This window comes from Rhizobium sp. 01N447_2 (genome assembly GCF_056399245.1).
Window position 1 is genome coordinate 12,686 of the sequence record NZ_JBFTQY010000007.1, and the last position, 20,493, is coordinate 33,178.

Annotated in this window: 19 protein-coding genes; 10 read left to right on the forward strand and 9 right to left on the reverse strand. The window is 61.1% G+C overall.

What is annotated here, in order from left to right; all coding sequences use genetic code 11:
• Positions 1-8: 8 nt before the first annotated feature.
• The 9 genes from AC1ECN_RS05820 (at position 9) to mmsB (ending at position 9,835) form a co-directional block, all read left to right on the forward strand.
• Positions 9-1,193, forward strand: coding sequence for a glycoside hydrolase 5 family protein (locus tag AC1ECN_RS05820; protein WP_477952447.1), 1,185 nt, complete (start codon positions 9-11; stop codon positions 1,191-1,193).
• Between the two features lie 466 nt (positions 1,194-1,659).
• The gene (locus AC1ECN_RS05825) at positions 1,660-2,163 is read left to right on the forward strand and encodes a hypothetical protein (protein ID WP_020397476.1); all 504 of its coding nucleotides are present in this window, start codon (positions 1,660-1,662) and stop codon (positions 2,161-2,163) included.
• Positions 2,164-2,637: 474 nt separating this feature from the next.
• Positions 2,638-3,843, forward strand: coding sequence for an ABC transporter substrate-binding protein (locus AC1ECN_RS05830; protein WP_018071127.1), 1,206 nt, complete (start codon positions 2,638-2,640; stop codon positions 3,841-3,843).
• A gap of 5 nt (positions 3,844-3,848) precedes the next feature.
• Positions 3,849-4,631 carry an ABC transporter ATP-binding protein gene (locus AC1ECN_RS05835; RefSeq protein WP_477952450.1) on the forward strand — a complete coding sequence of 261 codons (783 nt, stop codon included), beginning with the start codon at positions 3,849-3,851 and terminating at the stop codon, positions 4,629-4,631.
• Positions 4,631-5,332, forward strand: a complete 702-nt coding sequence (locus AC1ECN_RS05840) for an ABC transporter ATP-binding protein (RefSeq protein ID WP_020397477.1) — start codon at positions 4,631-4,633, stop codon at positions 5,330-5,332. The genes AC1ECN_RS05835 and AC1ECN_RS05840 overlap by 1 nt, the downstream gene beginning before the upstream one ends.
• Before the next feature lie 4 nt (positions 5,333-5,336).
• Positions 5,337-6,224, forward strand: a complete 888-nt coding sequence (locus tag AC1ECN_RS05845; RefSeq protein WP_077980142.1) for a branched-chain amino acid ABC transporter permease — start codon at positions 5,337-5,339, stop codon at positions 6,222-6,224.
• Between the two features lies 1 nt (position 6,225).
• On the forward strand, positions 6,226-7,215 hold the full coding sequence (locus AC1ECN_RS05850; RefSeq protein ID WP_477952452.1) for a branched-chain amino acid ABC transporter permease: 990 nt from the start codon (positions 6,226-6,228) through the stop codon (positions 7,213-7,215).
• A 133-nt stretch (positions 7,216-7,348) separates the two neighbouring features.
• Positions 7,349-8,944, forward strand: a complete 1,596-nt coding sequence (locus AC1ECN_RS05855) for a GMC family oxidoreductase (protein WP_477952454.1) — start codon at positions 7,349-7,351, stop codon at positions 8,942-8,944.
• A gap of 9 nt (positions 8,945-8,953) precedes the next feature.
• Positions 8,954-9,835: a 3-hydroxyisobutyrate dehydrogenase gene (mmsB, locus tag AC1ECN_RS05860; protein ID WP_477952456.1), complete on the forward strand. Its 882-nt coding sequence runs from the start codon at positions 8,954-8,956 to the stop codon at positions 9,833-9,835.
• Between the two features lie 15 nt (positions 9,836-9,850).
• On the opposite strand, the gene AC1ECN_RS05865 is transcribed toward mmsB, so the two are convergent.
• From AC1ECN_RS05865 to AC1ECN_RS05900, 8 genes are all read right to left on the reverse strand, one after another.
• Entirely contained in the window at positions 9,851-10,606 is a 756-nt protein-coding gene (locus AC1ECN_RS05865) for a fumarylacetoacetate hydrolase family protein (protein ID WP_477952457.1), read from the reverse strand.
• 79 nt (positions 10,607-10,685) lie between these two features.
• Positions 10,686-12,065, reverse strand: coding sequence for an FGGY-family carbohydrate kinase (locus AC1ECN_RS05870; protein ID WP_477952459.1), 1,380 nt, complete (start codon positions 12,063-12,065; stop codon positions 10,686-10,688).
• Positions 12,062-12,382: an L-rhamnose mutarotase gene (gene rhaM, locus AC1ECN_RS05875; RefSeq protein ID WP_477952461.1), complete on the reverse strand. Its 321-nt coding sequence runs from the start codon at positions 12,380-12,382 to the stop codon at positions 12,062-12,064. Before rhaM ends, AC1ECN_RS05870 begins: the two co-directional genes overlap by 4 nt.
• The gene (locus AC1ECN_RS05880; protein ID WP_477952463.1) at positions 12,379-13,386 is read right to left on the reverse strand and encodes an ABC transporter permease; all 1,008 of its coding nucleotides are present in this window, start codon (positions 13,384-13,386) and stop codon (positions 12,379-12,381) included. The genes rhaM and AC1ECN_RS05880 overlap by 4 nt, the downstream gene beginning before the upstream one ends.
• Complete coding sequence (locus AC1ECN_RS05885) at positions 13,383-14,384, reverse strand: ABC transporter permease (protein ID WP_477952465.1); 1,002 nt, start codon at positions 14,382-14,384, stop codon at positions 13,383-13,385. The genes AC1ECN_RS05880 and AC1ECN_RS05885 overlap by 4 nt, the downstream gene beginning before the upstream one ends.
• Before the next feature lie 59 nt (positions 14,385-14,443).
• On the reverse strand, positions 14,444-15,979 hold the full coding sequence (locus AC1ECN_RS05890; RefSeq protein WP_477952466.1) for a sugar ABC transporter ATP-binding protein: 1,536 nt from the start codon (positions 15,977-15,979) through the stop codon (positions 14,444-14,446).
• 73 nt (positions 15,980-16,052) lie between these two features.
• A complete protein-coding gene (rhaS, locus tag AC1ECN_RS05895) occupies positions 16,053-17,048 on the reverse strand; it encodes a rhamnose ABC transporter substrate-binding protein (RefSeq protein WP_018497178.1) in 996 nt (331 codons plus the stop codon).
• 48 nt (positions 17,049-17,096) lie between these two features.
• Entirely contained in the window at positions 17,097-17,909 is an 813-nt protein-coding gene (locus AC1ECN_RS05900; RefSeq protein ID WP_477952468.1) for a DeoR/GlpR family DNA-binding transcription regulator, read from the reverse strand.
• Between the two features lie 198 nt (positions 17,910-18,107).
• Here AC1ECN_RS05900 and AC1ECN_RS05905 point away from each other — a divergent pair, with 198 nt between their 5' ends.
• Positions 18,108-20,204, forward strand: coding sequence for a bifunctional rhamnulose-1-phosphate aldolase/short-chain dehydrogenase (locus AC1ECN_RS05905; RefSeq protein ID WP_018071140.1), 2,097 nt, complete (start codon positions 18,108-18,110; stop codon positions 20,202-20,204).
• A 64-nt stretch (positions 20,205-20,268) separates the two neighbouring features.
• Here AC1ECN_RS05905 and AC1ECN_RS05910 read toward each other — a convergent pair whose 3' ends face one another.
• Positions 20,269-20,427 carry a YqaE/Pmp3 family membrane protein gene (locus AC1ECN_RS05910; protein ID WP_003547831.1) on the reverse strand — a complete coding sequence of 53 codons (159 nt, stop codon included), beginning with the start codon at positions 20,425-20,427 and terminating at the stop codon, positions 20,269-20,271.
• Between the last annotated feature and the right edge of the window lie 66 nt (positions 20,428-20,493).

The following is a 20,493-nucleotide window of genomic DNA, read 5'->3' on the forward strand; positions in this document are numbered from 1 at the left end:
TTCTTCGCATGAGACGTATTCACCGTTTTAGGAATTTCGCTGTCGGCGCTGTGGCGCTGGCGCTTTGTTGGTCTGCTCAACTCGGATCTGCGGACGCCCAGTCAACTTCGCAGCAATCTTTCGTCACGACGAAAGAGGGGGGCTTCCTGCTCGACGGCAAGCCATTTCGCGTGGCCGGCGCAAACAACCATTATCTGACATTTGGCTCTTCAGCCGAGGTCACCCGCGTGTTGGACGACGCCACGGCAATGGGTGCCAATGTGGTGCGCACCTTCCTGCAACCGGTTATAGGGTCGCTGGACGGCCAGGTGCCGACGATCTGGAATTCAAAAAGCACGGCCGATTCCAGCAATCTGGGAACCAAGGGCATCTACATGATGAGTTGGGATCCGATAACCAACAAGATGGTTCCCAACGACGGACCTGACGGTCTGCAAAAGGTCGATTTCCTCATCGCGGAAGCGGCGAAGCGCAAGCTTAAGCTGATCCTCGCATTCGTCGATTTCTGGGCCTACACGGGCGGTGCCCAGCAGATGAACGCCTGGTACGGGAGTTCGGACAAATACACCTTTTTTGCCGCTGATCCGCGAACCCGACGCGATTACAAGGAATGGGTTCGGCATGTTCTGTCGCGCGTCAACACGATTACTGGTGTGCGCTATTCCGATGACCCCACCATATTTGCCTGGGATCTGGCCAACGAACCTGACATCCATCCCAAACCGCTCCTTCATGACTGGGTGTCGGAAATGTCAGCCTATGTCAAATCCCTGGCACCGAAACAGCTCGTAACGACCGGCCATGGGAATATGGATCAGAAGCTGTCGGATATGGACATTCCGAGCGTCGATTTCGGCACGTGGCATGGCTACCCATCCTACGCCAAAATGAGCCATTCCGATTTCGATGCCCGCATTCGCGAATACTGCGCGATCGGACGAGATGTCGGGAAACCCGTAATCCTGGAGGAATTTGGAGTTCCGCGATCCGATGCCGATMAGGCAAATGCCTATGGAATTTGGCTGAACACGATCGCCACGTCGGATTGCGGAGGCTGGGTGGTCTGGCGGCTCGTCAGCACACAGGACTCGGGCCTCTATCCCCAGGACGATTACGACAAATTCGACATCCATAATGATGGCAGCCCCGCTTGGCAGGCTCTGCGCGACGCCGCCCTCAAGCTACAAAATTAGGGCCGACCGAGCCATTCCGCCGTCCAGCACACTTGTCGTCTCGGGCGTGGACCGGGTACAGCACGGGGTGTTGTCATTCGAATTGCTGGCCGCCAACAACATGTAGCATGTTGCTCAAGAAGAAAATATGCGTGAACGACGAGCGGAAGCGCCTGCGAACCGGGATGGTTACGCGTTCTTTCCCCTAGGGGCATTGTCTGCAACATCGTCGCATACTAACTGACGACTGAGAGCGATCTCAACACGTCAGAGTATTGACCTAAATGCCTCCATATTTTCTTGCGATCTAAACTGGATCTCCAGCTTCGCCAAACATTCGCGGTATATCCAGGATATCGGGGACAAACCGGAGATTTTCGCAGGTCGGCATTTGGTAATATGAATAATGCCGACGGCTCGCTCCCAGATGCGATATTGTAAATTGAATCATCATCGGGCTACCCGATTCAAAACAGGGATTGCGGCAGTGAACTCTTCACGCTTTCTTCAATCAATCGCTGAAGCCGAATCCGATGATACGCGGTTGAATTTCGCCCGCGCCGCGATTTTTCAGCTGTATAGTGCTTGCCTGCCAACCGGTTCTGCGCCGGCTCAGTTTTCCGTCCAACTCTCTCTATCTGAAGGAGAAGCGGTCACGCTTGTCGTGCGGCCGTTCGTCAATAAAATCGAAGCACTTGGCGGCCTTGTGAAATCCCTGTTTTCGACAAAGGCGGAGACCGTACTGCGAGTCCTGCCATGCAGGGTGGAGGATAAGATTGGATCCGGCATTGGATTGATACTTTTCGTCGACGATGAGCCGATGATTACCATCGGATCTCTTGCAGATGATAGCGGACTGTTTCTTCGCCAAATCGAGTCCGCATCCAGGAATACTTCCGGGGCCCCGACAATCGGTACTGTGGTAGGCAAACGACTTGCTAGTGTGGTTCCTCTCCCGACTGGATCTCTCGATCTGCGTAAGCCGAAATAACTGTCGCTTGCACCCTCGCTTGTGTGGTGCGGATCAGCTCTGCCGCAAATCGCACGCTCGATCGCCTTCCGGCGGTTGATCTGACCTTCGCCTGGTCGTTGCGCCGCTGTGGCTTGACGCCATTGCGAGCGGGGTCTCGCGCAGAACGCGAGCAAAACGCTCGACGACGGGAAGACCAGACCTCATGCGATTGGTCTTTTGTCTAATGCTGTCAGGCCTGCCGAAGCTTCGAAACTGCCCTAGTTATAACGGTAAATGCTTACCATTTCGCGCTTTTTAGGAGCGCCGACTAGAATTGTCTAATTCACCCTCTGTTCAAAAATGCACAGATGCTGTTTGGAATTAGTTGTAAACCACCCGTTGCCTCAGGGCGGGATTTCCGTGATCGTAGGGTGAGGGTCCGCCGTTCTGAGGAGTGCGGCTGGCCAAATTTGAACAGATCCGCAATCTGGCCAATCTCTGGGAGGAGATCATATGCGAAAGAATCTCATTGCATCAGTTGCATTTCTGCTTGCAAGCAGCACAGCGGTGCTCGCGCAGAGCGCGACCGACGGCAAGGTCAAGATCGGCATCCTGAACGACCAGTCGGGTGTCTATGCCGATTTCGGCGGCAAGTCCTCCGTCGAAGCCGCCAAGATGGCGGTCGAGGATTTCGGCGGCAAAGTGCTGGATGTGCCGGTCGAGATCGTCGATGCCGACCACCAGAACAAGGCGGATATCGCCTCCAACATCGCCCGCCAATGGTATGACACCGAGCAGGTGGATGCGATCATGGAACTGACGACCTCGTCGGTGGCGCTTGCCGTGCAGGCGATCGCCAAGGAGAAGAAGAAGATCGACATCGTCACGGGTGCTGCGACGACGGATCTGACCGGCAAGGCCTGCTCGCCTTACGGCTTCCATTGGGCCTATGACACGCATGCGCTGGCCGTCGGCACCGGCGGCGCGCTGGTCAAGCAGGGCGGCGACAGCTGGTTCTTCCTGACCGCAGACTATGCCTTCGGCTATTCGCTGGAGCAGCAGACCAGCGATTACGTCAAGGCAAGCGGCGGCACGGTCGTCGGCGCCGTGCGCCATCCGCTGTCGACCCAGGACTTCTCGTCCTTCCTGCTGCAGGCGCAATCATCCGGCGCCAAGGTGATCGGCCTTGCCAATGCCGGCCTCGATACGTCGAACGCCATCAAGCAGGCGGCCGAATTCGGCATCACCCAGGGCGGCCAGCATCTGGCGGCGCTGCTCTTCACATTGGCCGAAGTCCACGGCCTCGGTCTCGAGGCGGCACAGGGATTGACGCTGACGGAAGGCTATTACTGGAACCGCGACGACGAAAGCCGGGCCTTCGCCAAGAAGTTCTTTGCCCGCACCGGCAAGATGCCGAACATGATCCATACCGGCACCTATTCGGCGGTGACGCAATATCTGAAAGCGGTGCAGAAGGCCGGCACCGACGAGACGGAAGCCGTCGCCAAGCAGCTGCATGAAATGCCGGTCGACGACGTCTTCGGCCGCGGCGGTACGGTCGGCGCCAATGGCCGCATGATCCACGATATGTACCTGCTGCAGGTCAAGAAGCCTGCCGAAAGCAAGGAGCCGTGGGATTACTTCAACGTGCTCGCCACCATTCCCGGCAAGGAAGCCTATATCGATCCCGCCAAGAGCGGTTGCGATCTGGTGAAGTAAGCACGATGGCGGTTTCCGCAATTGAAACTCAGGAAAAGCCGCGGGTGGTGTTGTCCGCCCGCGGCCTGCGCCGCGATTTCGGCGGCTTCACGGCCGTCAAGAACGTCGATCTCGATGTGCATGACGCAAGCGTGCATGCGCTGATCGGCCCGAACGGCGCCGGCAAGACGACGGTCTTCAACCTGCTGACCAAGTTCCTCCAGCCGACATCAGGCACGATCACCCTGATGGGCGTTGACATCACGAAGACGCCGCCCGACAAGGTGGCGCGCATGGGGCTTGTGCGCTCTTTCCAGATCTCGGCGGTCTTTCCGCATCTGAGCGTTCTCGACAATGTGCGCGTGGCGCTGCAGCGGCCGAACAATCTTTCCACACAGTTCTGGCGGCCGCTTTCGGCACTCGATCGGTTGAACGAGCGCRCCGAGCAACTGCTCGCCAGTGTCGGGCTTTCCAAGGAGCGCGATCACATCGCCGCCGATCTTTCCTACGGCCGCAAGCGCGTGCTGGAGATCGCCACCACGCTAGCATTGGATCCGAAGGTGCTGCTGCTCGACGAGCCGATGGCCGGCATGGGGCAGGAGGATGTCGGCGTCGTCTCCTCGATCATCCGCGAGGTCGCCCGCGACCGCGCCGTATTGATGGTCGAGCACAATCTGTCCGTCGTCGCCAATATCTGCCAGCATGTTACCGTATTGCAGCGCGGCGAGATTCTCGCCGAGGGTGATTATGCCACCGTCAGCCAGGACGAGCGCGTGCGTGTGGCCTATATGGGCACGGAGGAGCATTGATGGCCGCTCTCCTCGAAGTCCAGGGGCTCAATGCCTGGTACGGCGAAAGCCACATATTGCATGGCGTCGACATGCGTGTGGCCGAAGGCGAGACGATCACCATTCTCGGCCGCAACGGCGTCGGCAAGACGACGACGCTGCGCACCATCACCGGCATCGTGCGAACCCGCAAAGGCAAGATCAGCTTTGCCGGCAGCGATATGATGCAGGTGCCGCTGCACAAGACGGCGCGTCGAGGCATCGGCTTCGTGCCGGAGGAGCGCGGCATCTTCTCGACGCTTACCGTTTCGGAAAACCTGCTGCTGCCGCCTGTCGTAGCCGAAGGCGGCATGACGCTCGACGAAATCTACGAGCTCTTCCCCAATCTCTACGAGCGCCGCGGCAGCCCGGGCACCAAACTGTCAGGCGGCGAACAGCAGATGCTGGCGATCGCCCGAATCCTACGCACCGGCGTCAGGCTGCTCATTCTCGACGAACCGACGGAAGGGCTTGCCCCCGTGATCGTCCAGCGCATCGGCGAGGTGCTGAAGACGCTGAAGGAGCGCGGCATGACGATCCTGCTCGTCGAGCAGAATTTCCGTTTCGCCAGCCGTATTGCCGATCGCTTCTATCTGATGGATCATGGGCAGATGGTGGCGGAATTCCCGGTTGGTGAACTGCCGCAGCGCATGGACACGCTGCACAAGGTTCTGGGAGTGTGACCAGATGACGATGATCTTCGGCATTCCCCTGCAGGCGCTGTTCGGCCAGCTGCTGATCGGTCTGATCAACGGCTCGTTCTACGCGCTGCTCAGCCTCGGCCTCGCCATCATCTTCGGCCTGCTTAGGGTGATCAACTTCGCCCATGGCGCGCAATATATGCTCGGCGCCTTCGTCGCCTACCTGCTGCTGACCTATGCCGGCATCGGCTACTGGCCATCACTGATCCTGGCGCCCGTTATCGTCGGCCTCGCCGGCGCTGTCATCGAGCGGCTGTTCCTGCGCCGGCTCTATGATCTCGATCCGCTTTACGGCCTGCTCTTCACCTTCGGGCTGGCGCTCGCGGTCGAGGGCACCTTCCGCTACCTCTACGGCTCTTCCGGCCAGCCCTATGCGACGCCGGCAGCGCTCGCCGGCGGAGCCAATCTCGGCTTCATGTTCCTGCCGATCTATCGCGGCTGGGTGGTCGTCGTCTCGCTGGTCGTCTGCCTCGGCACCTGGCTGCTGATCGAAAAGACCAAGCTCGGTGCCTATCTCAGGGCCGCCACCGAAAACGCCGTGCTGGTTCAGGTCTTCGGCGTCAACGTGCCGGTGCTCCTGACGCTCACCTACGCGCTGGGCGCCGGTCTCGCCGCCTTTGCCGGCGTGCTGGCGGCGCCGATCTACCAGGTCTCGCCGCTGATGGGATCGAACATGATCATCGTCGTCTTCGCCGTCGTCGTCGTCGGCGGCATGGGATCGATCATGGGCGCGATCATCACCGGTTATGTGCTCGGCATCGCCGAGGGCCTGACCAAGGTCTTCTATCCCGAGGCTTCCAACATCGTGATCTTCGTCATCATGGCGATCGTGCTTCTCATCAGGCCCGCGGGCCTCTTTGGACGGGATGCCTGACATGGCTGACATCACCGACGCCATCGGAACGGAAAAAAACCGCACCGCCCTTTCGGTGCAGGCGGGCTTCCTGCTTGCCGGGCTGCTGCTTCTGCTGCTGGCGCCGTTTTTCTTCTATCCGATCTTCCTGATGAAGCTGCTCTGCTTCGCGCTCTTTGCCTGCGCCTTCAACCTGCTGCTCGGCTATACCGGCCTGCTTTCCTTCGGCCATGCCACCTTCTTCGGCGGGGCGGCCTATTTCACCGCCTATACGGTGAAGGCATGGGGCTTGCCGCMGGAACTCGGCATCCTGATCGGGGTGGTGGGGGCGGCGTTTCTCGGCCTCGTCATGGGTTTCTTCGCCATCCGCCGCCAAGGCATCTATTTCGCGATGATCACGCTGGCGCTGTCGCAGATGTTCTTCTTCTTCTGCCTGCAGGCGAAGTTCACCGAAGGCGAGGATGGCATCCAGTCCGTGCCGCGCGGCCATCTCTTCGGCTTCATCGATCTGAACAGCTCGACCAACATGTATTACTTCGTGCTGGCCGTGTTCATCATCGGCGTGCTGATTATCTGGCGCTTCATCAATTCGCCCTTCGGCATGATCCTGAAATCGATCCGTGAGAACGAGCAGCGGGCAATCTCGCTCGGTTATTCCGTGGCGCGCTACAAGCTCGGCGCCTTCGTCATGTCGGCAGCCCTTGCCGGGCTCGCGGGTGCTGTGAAATCGATCGTCTTCCAGTTTGCAACGCTGACCGACGTCGCCTGGCAGATGTCGGGCGAGGTGATCCTGATGACGCTGCTTGGCGGCATCGGCACGCTGATCGGCCCGCTCTTCGGCGCCGGGCTGGTGGTGGCGCTGGAAAACTACCTCGCCACGTCGGAATTCCCGGTGACGATCATCACCGGCATCGTCTTCATGGTCTGCGTGCTGATCTTCCGCCGCGGCATCATCGGCGAATTCTACGCCTCTCGGCTGGGGCGGAAACTGGGCTTCGTCTATCGCCGCTGAACGGGCGGACCTCTCTCTTTCCGGAAGGAAACCCTCTTTCCCGGGAAAAGAGACGGGCGGCGGCGCTGCGACTGTCCCTCTCCCCGTGCTGCGGGGAGGGGGAAGCGGCAAGCATCTGGAGTCTCGTCGGGGCATGGATCGTTACGACTACATCATCATCGGGGCAGGCAGCGCCGGCTGCGTGCTCGCCAACCGGCTGTCGGCCGATGGCAGGAGCCGGGTGCTGCTGCTCGAAGCCGGCGGCAGCGACAATTATCACTGGATCCATATTCCGGTCGGTTATCTCTATTGCATCAACAACCCGCGCACCGACTGGTGCTTCACCACGGCGCCGGAAGCGGGGTTAAACGGCCGGGCGCTGAGCTATCCGCGCGGCAAGGTGCTCGGTGGCTCCTCGTCGATCAACGRCATGATCTACATGCGCGGCCAGGCACGCGATTACGATCTCTGGCGGCAGATGGGCTGCAGCGGCTGGGGCTGGGACGATGTTCTGCCCTTCTTCCGCCAGTCCGAGGATTTTTATCGCGGCGAAGACGAGATGCATGGTGCCGGCGGCGAATGGCGCATCGAGAAAGCGCGGGTGCGCTGGGCGGTGCTCGATGCCTTCCAACAGGCGGCCAAGGAAGCCGGCATTCCGGAGACCGCGGATTTCAACCGCGGCAGCAATGAGGGTTCCGGCTATTTCGACGTCAATCAGCGTTCCGGCATCCGCTGGAACACCTCGAAGGCCTTCCTGCGCCCGGCGATGAAACGGTCCAACCTGACGGTGCTGATCAAGGCACAGGTCCGGCGGCTGTTGGTGGAAGAGGGCGCCGTTGCCGGCGTCGAGTTCCAGCACGGCGGCGTGGCGAAACGCGCCTATGCTGCGAAAGAAACCGTCCTTTCGGCCGGTTCGATCGGTTCGCCGCATATCCTGGAACTGTCAGGCATCGGCAGGGGCGAGGTTCTCAGCCAAGCGGGCGTCGATGTCGTCACCGAGGTGAAGGGTGTCGGTGAGAACCTGCAGGACCATCTGCAACTGCGTCTGGCCTATAAGGTGACAGGCGTTCCGACACTGAACGAGAAGGCGACCAAGCTGATCGGCAAGGCGGCGATCGGGCTCGAATATCTCGTCCGCCGCTCCGGGCCGATGGCGATGGCGCCGAGCCAGCTCGGCATCTTCACCCGATCGGGTCCGGACCGCGAAACGCCTGATCTGCAATATCACGTGCAGCCGGTGTCGCTGGAGAAGTTCGGCGATCCCGTCCATCCTTTCCCGGCGATCACCGCGAGCGTCTGCAATCTGAGGCCGGAAAGCCGGGGTTCGGTGCACCTGTCAAGCCCGGATTTTGCTGCCCAGCCGACGATCAGCCCGAAATACCTCTCGACGCAGCGCGATCGTGACATAGCTGTCCGTTCAATACGGTTGACGCGCAAGATCGTCGCGCAGCCTTCATTTGCCCGTTTCAGGCCGGAGGAATTCAAGCCGGGGCCTGCCTATCAGACGGAGGCCGATCTGGAACGGGCGGCGGGCGACATCGGCACGACGATCTTCCACCCTGTCGGCACCTGCCGAATGGGCGCCGACAGGGATAGCGTCGTCGATCCGAGGCTGAGATTCAGGGCGCTCGGCAAGCTCAGGATCGCCGACGCCTCGGTGATGCCGTCGATCACCTCGGGCAACACCAATTCGCCGACGATCATGATCGCCGAAAAGGCGGCAGCGATGATCCTCGAAGACAATCGATAGGAGAAGAGCATGGCAAGGATCGCATTCATCGGGCTTGGCAACATGGGCGGGCCGATGGCCGCCAATCTGGTCAAATCAGGCCACGAGGTCTTGGGCTTCGACCTCGCGGCTTCGGTGCTGAAGGCGGCCGAGGAGAGCGGCGTCAAGCCGGCAAGCCATGCCAGCCAGGCGGTCAAGGATGCCGAGATCATCATTACCATGCTGCCGCAGGGCAGACATGTGCTGACGGCCTGGACCGATATCCTGCAGACCGCGGCACAGGGCACGCTGGTCATCGATTGCTCGACCATCGATGTGGACAGCAGCCGCAAGGCGCATGAAATGGCCAAGGCCTCAAGCTGCCTGTCGCTCGATGCCCCCGTCTCCGGCGGCACGGGCGGGGCAACCGCGGGCACGCTGACCTTCATGGCCGGCGGCTCGGAAGACGCCTTCGCCAGGGCAAAACCGATCCTCGAGGCGATGGGAAAGAAGATCGTCCATTGCGGCGAGGCCGGCGCCGGCCAGGCAGCAAAGATCTGCAACAACATGATCCTCGGCATTTCGATGGTGGGCGTCTGCGAGGCCTTCGTGCTCGCCGAAAAGCTTGGTCTCTCGCATCAGGCGCTGTTCGACGTCGCCTCGACCTCGTCTGGCCAGTGCTGGTCGATCAATACTTATTGCCCGGTGCCCGGACCGGTCCCGACCTCGCCGGCGAATAACGACTACAGACCGGGCTTTGCCGCAGCCTTGATGCTGAAGGATCTCAGGCTTTCGCAGGAGGCGGYGCTGGCGAGCGGCGCCTCCACTCCGCTCGGTGCGGAAGCAGCACAGCTTTATGCGCTCTTCGAAAAACAGGGCAATGGCGGGAGGGACTTTTCCGCCATCATCGAGATGTTCCGCGAGAAGGCGTGAGCACCGCGGCGCCAATCAACCCTTCGACACCGAGAAGCTGAGCCTGCTATTGCCGAGTTCGACGTCGATCTCGCCGGGTTCGGTCAGTTCGATCGCGCCGCTCAACGTGCCTGTGGTGATGAGCGCGCCCGTCTTCAGCGATGTCTCCGGGCGCAAGCCGTCATTGGCATAATCGACGAGCCAGGTGAGAACGTCGCCCTTCGGATGCTGTGCCAGACCGTCATAGATCGTGCGGCCGGCATGAGTGACCTTGAGCGGCGTTCCCCCGACGGTGTCGACAACGCTTTTTTCGAGCTTCGGACCGAGCACATAGCCGCTATTGCCGAGCCGGTCGGCGACGAACAGCAGAAACGAAACGCTGCCGCTTTCCCTAACGGCGCTCACCAGCAGTTCGGCGCCGAGATAGACAGCGGCGATCGCCTCGACCACCTCAGTGCGGCTGTAGGCGCCTGTGCGGACCGGCAGGTCACTGCCAAGACGGACGGCGATCTCGGTTTCGAATTTCAGGCCCGGATACCAGGGAATGTCAGCCCCCGAGACGGCTTCGGCATAGGGATGCAGCGGAGCGGTGACCGCCTGGCCCTGCGGCGAGACCGTTACTTTCCAGGCATTGCTCGAAATACCGTCCGCGGCGGCAAGCAAATCCTGCGCCTCCATCGCCTGATGGAGATCGGCTGGCAGCGCGAAAGTGTCCGTTGCCTCCTGACGGCCGGCCTGTCGCAGGCTGTGCAGCCCGGCTGCAACCGTGCGCGGATCGAATGTCTCTGTCATGCTATCTCCTCGACCTGATTTTCGAGGTGCCACACTAACGAGAAGGCAGGGACGAACAAGGCCGCTTTTGGAAAGACTCCTATTCCATCGCCGCGTACCAGCGAGTGCGATAGGCGGCCAGCCCCGGGATATCGGTCGGCGGAACATGCGTCTCGGCACCCGACACTGGCCGGATGCCGGTGAGAAGGGCGGCACCCTGGCTGGTGCCGGTCGACCCCGGAAGGGCCATGACCTCGCGACTGGTTAGGGCGGCAAGCAGCTTGAGATAGGTCTCATTCAGCGCGAAAGGCCCCTCGACGATCACAGGGCCCTTGGCGCCGATCAGTCCGAGGCAGGCATCGGTCATCAAGGCGAGATAGAGGCAGGCAGCGGCAGAGCGCTCCTCGCGGCTTGCCTCTTCGGCACCGATCCAGCGGCTTTCCTTTCCGGGAAAGGGCCCGGAACCGGGGGCAATATTCGGCAGCAGCATCATGCCTTTGTCGATGACCGAGCCGATTGCCGCCTGGGCGGCTTTTTCGTCGACGGGGCCGATCTCGGCCGACAGGATCTCGAATTCACGGCCGCCCATGAAACGCGAGGAGGGGACGGCCCGGCCATAGGCATCGACATTGGCGAGCGCATCGCGTTTCGGATCGAGATGGGCAAGATCGCCGCCGACGCCGAAATTGATGACCCATGTGCCGGTGGAGACGACGGCGAAGGGTGCGGCCCGATGGACCAGATGCGGCAGCAGCGAAGCATTGGAATCGTGAATGCCGCAATAGACCGGCACGGGTGCGGCAAGGCCGAGCTCAGCGGCGATATCCGGCAGGACCGGGCCGAGCGCATCGAAGGCAGAATGGATCGGCGCCATGAGGTCGCCGATGGCGAGCCTGTCGACGAGCGAGGAATAGCGGCCGGCCCTCGGGTTCCAGAGGTCGGTGTGACAGCCGAGCGAGGTCAGCTCATTGGCGGCAACACCCGTCAGCCGCGCCGTCCAATATTGCGCATAGGTGAGGATGGTCGCCACCTCGGCGAATTCCTCGGGAAAGGCGCTCTTCTGGTAGTGCAGCTGTGCGCCGACATTGAGACCCATCGCGAGGCGCGGCGAGAAGGTTTCGTCGAAGGAGGGGCGCAGCCGCGTATAGGCATCGCGGATGTCCTGCGGATATTCGTGTTCATAGTCGATGACCGGCATGGCAAGCGTGCCGTCCCGGGCAAGCAGTGCCGCGGAGGCGCCATGGGTGGTGATCGAAATGGCGTCGAAGCCGGGCTCGCGCGCAAGGCTCTTCAGCGCATCGAGCGCAAAGGACCAGAGAGCCTCTACGTCGTAATGCGGATAGAGACCGGTTTTGATCGCGATATTCGGCCGTTTCAACACGGCGATCTCGGCGCCCGTCTCGCTGTCGAGCACAACGACCTTGGCATTGGTCTTGCCGATGTCGAGGACGGCGATGCGGCGATAGGAGGTGGCGTTCATGGCATATGGAAGACGGTGACCAGGTCGCTCTGGACCGGTGAATTGTCGGGATTGGTCGCCATGATATCGGCCATATAAGCCCACCATTTTTTAACGACGGGATGCTCCGGCAGGCTCGCCATCGTATGGTCGRCGGGCCGCGTCAACACGCCGAACAGCGTGTTGGTCTCGCGGTCGAGATGAATGGAATAGTCGCTGGCGCCTGACTTGTGCAGGAGATCGACCAGTTCCGGCCAGATCTCGTCATGCCGCTTGCGGTATTCGGCTTCCATGCCGGGATTGAGCTGCATTTTGAAGGCGTGTTTTTCTAAAGTCATCGGGAGCTCATGACCTTGATGCGGCGGGCGATGATCGGGATGGCGATGGTGATGATCAGAAGCAGGCCGATGAAGATTGACATGACGATGCCGGGCACGTTCAACAGGCCGAGGCCAAAGGTGACGAGGCCCATGACGAAGGCGGCGATGACGACGCCGACGATGGTGCCTGAGCCGCCGAGGATCGAGATGCCGCCGAGCACGACCATGGTGACGACCTCGAGCTCCCAGCCCTGAGCGATCGACGGCCGGGTCGAGCCGAGGCGTGAGGTCAGGCAGACGGCGGCGATGCCGCTCATGATGCCGGTCAGCAGGAAGAGGATGAATTTGACGCGCTCGACCGGAATACCGGAAAAGCGGGCGGCGAAGTCATTGTTGCCGATCGCATAGACCTGCCGGCCGAAATTCGTCGCATGCAGCAGGATGGAGAAGAGGATCGCCAGCACGATGAAGAGCACGAATTCGAAGGAGAATACCCAGACGACATAGCCCTGGCCGAAATAGGCGAAATCCGCCGGGTATTTGCCATAGGCCTGATCGCCGAGCACGATATAGGAAATGCCGCGGAAAAGGCTCATCGTGCCGATGGTGACGACGATCGACGGCAGTTTCAGCACCGAGACCAGCACGCCGTTGAAGATGCCGCAGGCAAGGCCGGTGCCGATGCCGATCGCGACCAGACCCGGTGTGCCGATGCCGACCTGGGCTGCCGCGCCCATTGCCGTCGAGGCCAGCGCGATGATCGCGGCGACCGAAAGGTCGATCTCGCCCGATATGACGAGCAGCGCCATGGCGAAGGCAATCATCGCCTTTTCGGTGAAATTGAAGGTGGCGTCCGAGAGGTTCCAGGCATCGAGGAAATAGGGCGAGGCCAGCGAATTGAAGATGAAGATCAGCACGGCGACGGCAAAGAGCAGCACTTCCCAGCTCGCGGCGATGCGGCGGAAGGGTGTGCCGAGGCGGTCGGGGATGATCCGCTTTTCGTGTGTGGACACGGCGCTCATGCTGCGGCCTCCGTTCTGATCTCGGCTGCGGCGCGGTCGCGCAGGATGATGCGCCCGCGGTTGCGCTCGCGCCTGGCGTTGAAGGCGACGGCGAGAATGATGACGGTTCCGGAGATCGCCATCTGCGTGAAGGGTGAAATGCCGATCACCGGCAGCGCATTCTTGATGACGCCGAGGAAGAGCGCGCCGAGCACGGTGCCGGCGACCGAGCCGACGCCGCCGGCAATCGAGATGCCGCCGATGACGCAGGCCGCGACGCTGTCGAGTTCGAAGCCGTTGGCGATATCGACATAGGCGACGGCATAGCGCGACACCCAGAGATAGCTCGCAAGACCGGCCAGCGCGCCCGACAGAACGAAGGCCAGGAATTTCGTCCAGCCCGTATCGATGCCGGCATAGACGGCCGCGGTCGGATTGCCGCCGGTCGCATAGGCCGAGCGGCCGAACTGGGTGTATCTGAGCAGGACATACATCAGAAGCACGATGACGATGCCCACCCAGCCGAGAACCGGCAGGCCGAGGATCGGCGTGCGCGGCACCGACAGAAAGACCGGCGTCATCTGGTGGGCGTTGACCCATGCCCCGCCCGAAAGCACGAAGGCCATGCCGCGATAGATGGTGAGCGTGCCGAGTGTGACGACGATCGGCGGGATTTCGAGCGCCCAGACGAGAAAGCCGTTGATGGCGCCGAGGCAGGCGCCGATGACGATCGCGGCAAGGATGAGCACGACGAGCGGCAGGTCGGGATAGGCGGCATTCATCATCGCGATCGCCATGCCGGTGAAGGCGAGGTTGGCGGCAACCGACAGGTCGATCGATTTCGTCRGGATGACCGTCATCTGCGCCAGCGCCAGGATGATCAGGATGGAGGTATCGTTGAAAATGCCGGCGAGATTCTCCGGCGTTGCGAAATCGGCAGCGCGCGTCGAAAAGATCGCGATCATCACGACGATGATGAGGAACAGCAGGGTTTCGCGTTTTCTGATCAGTCTTGCCATGCTCTTACCTTAGGAATTCCTGGGCCTTATGAATTGCTGGGCCTTATGCATTGCGGGCCTCATGCATTGCCGGTGGCGGCGCGCACCAGCGCTTCCGGCGACAGCTCGGCGCGGTCGAAAATCCCGGCGGCGAGACCCTCCTTCATCACCAGGACGCGGTCCGACATGCCGATGATCTCGGGCAGTTCGGACGAGACCATGATGATCGACAGGCCCTCGGCGGCGAGTTCGCTGATGAAGCCGTGCACGGCTGCCTTCGAGCCGATGTCGATGCCCTTTGTGGGTTCATCGAGGATGATGACCTTCGGCGCCGTCGCCAGCCATTTGCCGATGACGACCTTCTGCTGGTTGCCGCCCGACAGCGTGCCGACCGGGACGGAAAGGGCGGCCGCGCGCAGGTCCAGCCGCTCGGCATATTTGCGGGCGAGCGCGAATTCTTCTGCCGCCCGGAGAAAGCCCCGGCGCGAGGTGCGGGTTAGCGAAGGCAGCGTCATATTCTGGAAGATCGGCATCGGCAGCGCCAACCCGTGGCGACCGCGCTCCTCCGGCACGTAGACGATGCCGGCGCGGATCGCATCCTGCGGCGAATGGATGGTGATTTCGCGGCCTTCGAGCATCATGGTGCCGGAGAGTGGCCTGGTGATGCCGAAGAGCGATTGGGACAGTTCCGAACGCCCGGCGCCGATCAGACCGTAAATACCGAGAATTTCGCCCTGGCGCAGGGTGAAGGAGATGTCGCGAAATTCAGTGCGATGGCTGTAGTTGCGGATCTCCAGAACCGGGCCGCCGATGGCGACATCGACCTTCGGAAAGGCATTCTCGACGTCGCGGCCGACCATCATGCGGACGATCTCGTCCTGCGGCGTTTCCTTGAGCCGGCCCTGGCCGACGGCGCGGCCGTCGCGGAAGACGACGAAATCGTCGGCGATCTCGTAGACCTCGTCGAACTTGTGGCTGATGAAGAGGATCGCCTTGCCCTTTTCCTTCAGGCCCCGGACGATGCGGAAGAGATCGTCGATCTCCTTGCGGGAAAGGGCTGCCGTCGGTTCGTCCATGATGACGATGCGGGCCTCGATCGACAGAGCGCGCGCAATCGCCACCAGATGGCGCTGCGCGATCGAGAGGTCCTTCAGCCGGATCGTCGGATCGATATTGCTTTCAAGCGCGGTCAGCAGCGCCTTCGCGCGGCTGTTCATCACCTGCCAGTCGATGGTGCGCAAACGCGTGCGCGGCGCATGGCCGAGGAAAATGTTTTCGGCAACCGTCAACTCGTCGAACAGCACGGTTTCCTGATGGATGGCGGTAACGCCGGCATCGATTGCGGCCTGGGCGTTGGCAAAGGTCACCGGCTGGCCGTCGACCAGGATCTCGCCTTCGTTCGGCCTGTAGATGCCGGTCRGGATCTTCACCAGCGTCGATTTGCCGGCGCCGTTTTCGCCGATCAGCGCAGTCACCGTGCCGGGATGCAGCGCGATGCTGACATTGTCGAGCGCCTTCACGCCCGGAAAGATCTGGGAGATGCCGCGCATTTCCAGAATGGCGGGCGCATCACCGGTTTTGCTGTCCGTGGCGGTTTGTTGAAAGGCGGCGTTCATCGAGCTTCTACCAGTGTCGAATGAGAATCCCGGCGGCCATCAGGCCGCCGGGCTTTTATGCGTCGGCTCCAGATCAGAAGACCTTGGAGAACTGGTCGATATTCGAAGCATTGTAGACGAAGGGATCGGCCATGGCGGCTTCACCGTTGTCGCCGACCTTGATCTTGCCCATGCGGCCGGCTTCGATCTCGCTGCCTGGCTTGCCGTCGGTCTCGCCCTTGACGAGGCGATAAGCGATCTGCGTTGCTGAGTAGCCGAGATCGATCGGGTTCCAGATGGCGAATTCCTTCGTGGCGCCCGACTTGATCGCGCCGGCCATTTCGGACGGCAGGCCAAGGCCGGTGACGTAGACCTTGCCGACAAGGCCCTTGTCTTCGACAACCTTCGACGCGGCGAGAACGCCGACCGTCGTCGGAGCGACGATGACCTTGATGTTCGGGTTGGCCTTCAAGAGGCCCTCGGCTTCACGATAGGACTTGTCCGAGAGGTCGTCGCCATAGACCGTGGTGACGAGGTTGAGGCCCGGGAAATCCTTGAGCTGCTTCTTCATCTGGTCGATCCAGATGTTCTGGTTGGTCGAGGTGGTCGTGGCCGACAGGATGGCGAAGTCACCCTTGCCGCCGTCGAGATGGTCCTTGACGAGCGTCAGGCACATCTTGCCGATCAGTTCGTTGGACGACGGGTTGAGCTGCAGGATACGGCCTTCAGGTGCGACGCCGGAATCCCAGGAGATGACCTTGATGCCGCGCTGTGTCGCTTTCTTCAGCGCCGGAACGAGCGCGTCGGGATCGTTGGCCGAAACGGCGATGGCACTGACGCCCTGGGCGATCAGCGAATTGATGACTTCGATCTGGCCTTCGGCCGTCGTCGTCGTCGGACCGGTATAGATGACCTCTACGCCGCCGAGTTCCTTGGCGGCTTCCTGCGCACCCTTGTTGGCAGCATCGAAGAAGCCGTTGCCGAGCGACTTGACGACGAGACCGATCTTGATGTCGGCAGCACTTGCCGTGCCGGCCATCATGGCGACGGCAAATGCCACGCCGATTGCGAGTTTCTTTGCGAGTTTCATGCTTTCATCCTCCCACTTGATTGACACTCTTCACACCTCCCCGGCGCCTTATGCGACCGACGAGGAATCCTCCTTGATTGCCTGGGTGACCGGGCTCGCGACAATGAGCCTGATGCCGGCATTCTCGATCATCCTGACGGCTTCCTCTGGAATGCCGTCATCGGTGATGATTGTAGACACACGCTCGAGCGGGCACAGAATGAGGCTCGACCGGCGATGGAACTTGCTGGAATCARCCATGACGACCAATTCGTCGGCCTGATGCATCAGCTTCTGTTCGCTCTGGATGATCAGCGCGTCGGCTTCCATGATGCCGAGCGGGCCGATACCCTGCGCGCCGATGAAGAAGCGGCGGGCGTAGAAATTGCGGATAGCATCATTGTCGAAAGGGGAGAGGATCAGGCTCTGTTCGCGATAGATCGCGCCGCCCGGCACCGTTACCGTGTTCTTCGAATGCTTGACCAGATGTTCGGCGATCGCGAAGGAATTGGTCATCACCTGCAGGCGGTGCGCCGCCATGAAATGCACCATCTGGAAGGTGGTCGTGCCGCCGTTGATGATGATCGCGTCGCCCGGATCGCATAGCTCGACGGCCTGGCGGGCGATTGCGCGTTTCTTGTCGATATTGACCGATTCCGAAACACGGAAGGGGCGGCCGGCGAGATTGCCGAGCTGCGGCGGATGCACGGCCTCGGCGCCGCCGCGCACACGCCGGATCTTGCCCTGGACATGAAGAGCCGCGATGTCGCGCCGGATCGTCGCCTCGGAAGCCTCGGTCAGTTCGGAAATATCCTGAACCGTCACGACGGACTTTTCCTGAACGGCGCTCAGAATGATGCGATGGCGTTCGCGTTCGTGCATGGGGCTCCTCCTTGGACCGTTTATTTCGCACATATGACAATGTGTCAATCAAAAACGATCATAAATTTTCATATTGCGCTGCACAATAATCGAATTTGATCGTTTTCGATTGACAACCTCCATTTTGATGAGCGATACCGTCAGCGAAAAGGGGCGCGAACTTTGTGTCTCGATGAAGATTTCATATGGGAGGATGACATGGCGGCGAACGTCCGGCTTCTGGAAAACCGGTGGGATGATGCTTACGCGGCAGGCCTCGATGAGCCTGGCAAGCTGCTCTATCGTTCCAACCTGCTCGGCGCCGACAAGCGCATCACCAATTATGGCGGCGGCAACACCTCGGCGAAGGTGATGGAAACCGATCCGCTTACCGGCGGCAAGGTGAAGGTACTTTGGGTCAAGGGCTCGGGCGGCGACGTCGGCACGATCAAGCTCGACGGTTTCGCGACGCTCTACCAGGACAAGCTGGAATCGCTGAAGGGCATCTACAAGGGTGTCGAGGACGAGGACCGCATGGTCGGCTTCCTGCCGCACTGCACCTTCAACCTGAATGCCCGTGCCGCCTCGATCGACACACCGCTGCACGGTTTCGTGCCTTTCACCCATGTCGACCACATGCATCCCGACGCGATCATCGCGATCGCCGCGTCGAAGAATTCGAAGGAATTGACGCAGCAGATCTTCGGCGACGAGATCGGCTGGCTGCCCTGGCGCCGTCCGGGCTTCCAGCTCGGCCTCGACCTTGGCGCTTTCGTTGCAGCCAATCCGAATGCCAAGGGTGTCGTGCTCGAAAGCCACGGCCTCTTCACCTGGGCGAATGATGCCAAGGCCTGCTACGAGCTGACGCTCGATATCATCAACAAGGCGATCGTCTGGTTCGCTGAAAAGACCGACGGCAAGACGATTTTCGGCGGCGCGGTCGCTCAGAGCCTGGCCGTTGCCGAACGCCGCGCCATCGCCGCCCGGCTGATGCCGGAGATCCGCGGCCGCATCGGCAAGCAAGAGCGCAAGCTCGGGCATTTCGACGATCAGGACGCCGTGCTCGAATTCGTCAATTCCGGCGATTTGCGTCCGCTCGGCGCGCTCGGCACCAGCTGCCCCGATCATTTCCTGCGCACCAAGATCCGCCCGCTGATCGTCGATTTCGACCCGGCCAAGCCGGATGTCGACGCGATCGTCGCCGGTCTCGACAAGGCGCTGGAGGACTACCGCGCCGACTACGCCCGCTATTATAACGACTGCAAGCATGACAATTCGCCCGCCATGCGCGACGCCAATCCCGTCATCTTCCTCGTTCCCGGCGTCGGCATGCTGTCCTTTGCCCGCGACAAGGCGACGGCTCGCATTGCCAGCGAATTCTACGTCAACGCCATCAACGTCATGCGCGGCGCCTCGACGGTCTCCGAATATCAGGGCCTGCCCGAGCAGGAAGCCTTCGATATCGAATATTGGCTGCTCGAAGAGGCGAAGCTCCAGCGCATGCCGAAGCCGAAGAGCCTTGCCGGMCGCGTCGCCTTCGTCACCGGCGGCGCCGGCGGCATCGGCCGGGCGACGGCCGCACGCCTCGTCGGCGAAGGTGCCTGCGTGGTGCTTGCCGATATCGACCAGGCAGCGCTCGAAGGCACCGAAGCCGATTTCGTCAAGAAGTTCGGCGCTGACGCCGTGCGCAGCGTCCGGCTCGACGTCACCAAGGAAGATGCGGTGATCGCCTCCTTCGCGGAAGCCTGCGTCGAATTCGGCGGCATCGATATCCTCGTCTCGAATGCCGGCATTGCCTCCTCCGCACCGATCGAAGCGACCGAACTGTCGACGTGGAACCGCAATATCGATATTCTGGCGACTGGCTATTTCCTCGTCTCGCGCGAAGCCTTCCGCCTGTTTCGCCGTCAGACGCTCGGTGGCAACGTCGTCTTCGTCGCTTCGAAGAACGGTCTGGCCGCTTCGCCGAATGCGGCTGCCTATTGCACCGCCAAGGCTGCCGAAATCCATCTCGCCCGCTGCCTGGCGCTCGAAGGCGCGGATGCCGGCATCCGCGTCAACACCGTCAATCCGGATGCCGTCCTGCGCGGCTCGAAGATCTGGAGCGGCGAATGGCGCGAGCAGCGCGCCGCCTCGTCCAAGATCGAGGTGGACGATCTCGAGGAACATTACCGCAAGCGGTCGATGCTGAAACTCAACGTGTTTCCGGAAGATATCGCCGAGGCGATCTATTTCCTCGCATCGGACCTTTCGGCAAAATCGACCGGCAACATCATCAACGTCGATGCCGGCAACGTGCAGAGTTTTACGCGCTAGAGCAATTCCAGCAGCAGTGTGCAGGGGTTTTGCGTCCGGAATTGCGTAGAGCAAACGGAGGGAGCTATTTCCGGAGGATCACCCATATCGCGTGGATGATCCCCGGCACATAGCCGCAGAGTGTCAGCAATATATTGAGCCAGAAATGCAGGCCGATCCCGACCTGCAAAAATACGCCAAGGGGCGGCAGGATGATCGCAAGAAGAATGCGGACAACGTCCATCGTCGCTCCTTAGTTTGAAGACATGTAAGCATTTGAACGCGAACCGTGCCCTATGGTTCGCGACCA

Excerpts from the sequence above, each read along its gene's own strand:
- AC1ECN_RS05910 (WP_003547831.1), bottom strand. The coding sequence starts at position 20,427 with ATGGACGTTGTCCGCATTCTTCTTGCGATCATCCTGCCGCCCCTTGGC.
- AC1ECN_RS05845 (WP_077980142.1), top strand. The coding sequence starts at position 5,337 with ATGACGATGATCTTCGGCATTCCCCTGCAGGCGCTGTTCGGCCAGCTG.
- AC1ECN_RS05870 (WP_477952459.1), bottom strand. The coding sequence starts at position 12,065 with ATGAACGCCACCTCCTATCGCCGCATCGCCGTCCTCGACATCGGCAAG.
- AC1ECN_RS05830 (WP_018071127.1), top strand. The coding sequence starts at position 2,638 with ATGCGAAAGAATCTCATTGCATCAGTTGCATTTCTGCTTGCAAGCAGC.
- AC1ECN_RS05880 (WP_477952463.1), bottom strand. The coding sequence starts at position 13,386 with ATGAGCGCCGTGTCCACACACGAAAAGCGGATCATCCCCGACCGCCTC.
- AC1ECN_RS05865 (WP_477952457.1), bottom strand. The coding sequence starts at position 10,606 with ATGACAGAGACATTCGATCCGCGCACGGTTGCAGCCGGGCTGCACAGC.
- AC1ECN_RS05840 (WP_020397477.1), top strand. The coding sequence starts at position 4,631 with ATGGCCGCTCTCCTCGAAGTCCAGGGGCTCAATGCCTGGTACGGCGAA.
- rhaS (WP_018497178.1), bottom strand. The coding sequence starts at position 17,048 with ATGAAACTCGCAAAGAAACTCGCAATCGGCGTGGCATTTGCCGTCGCC.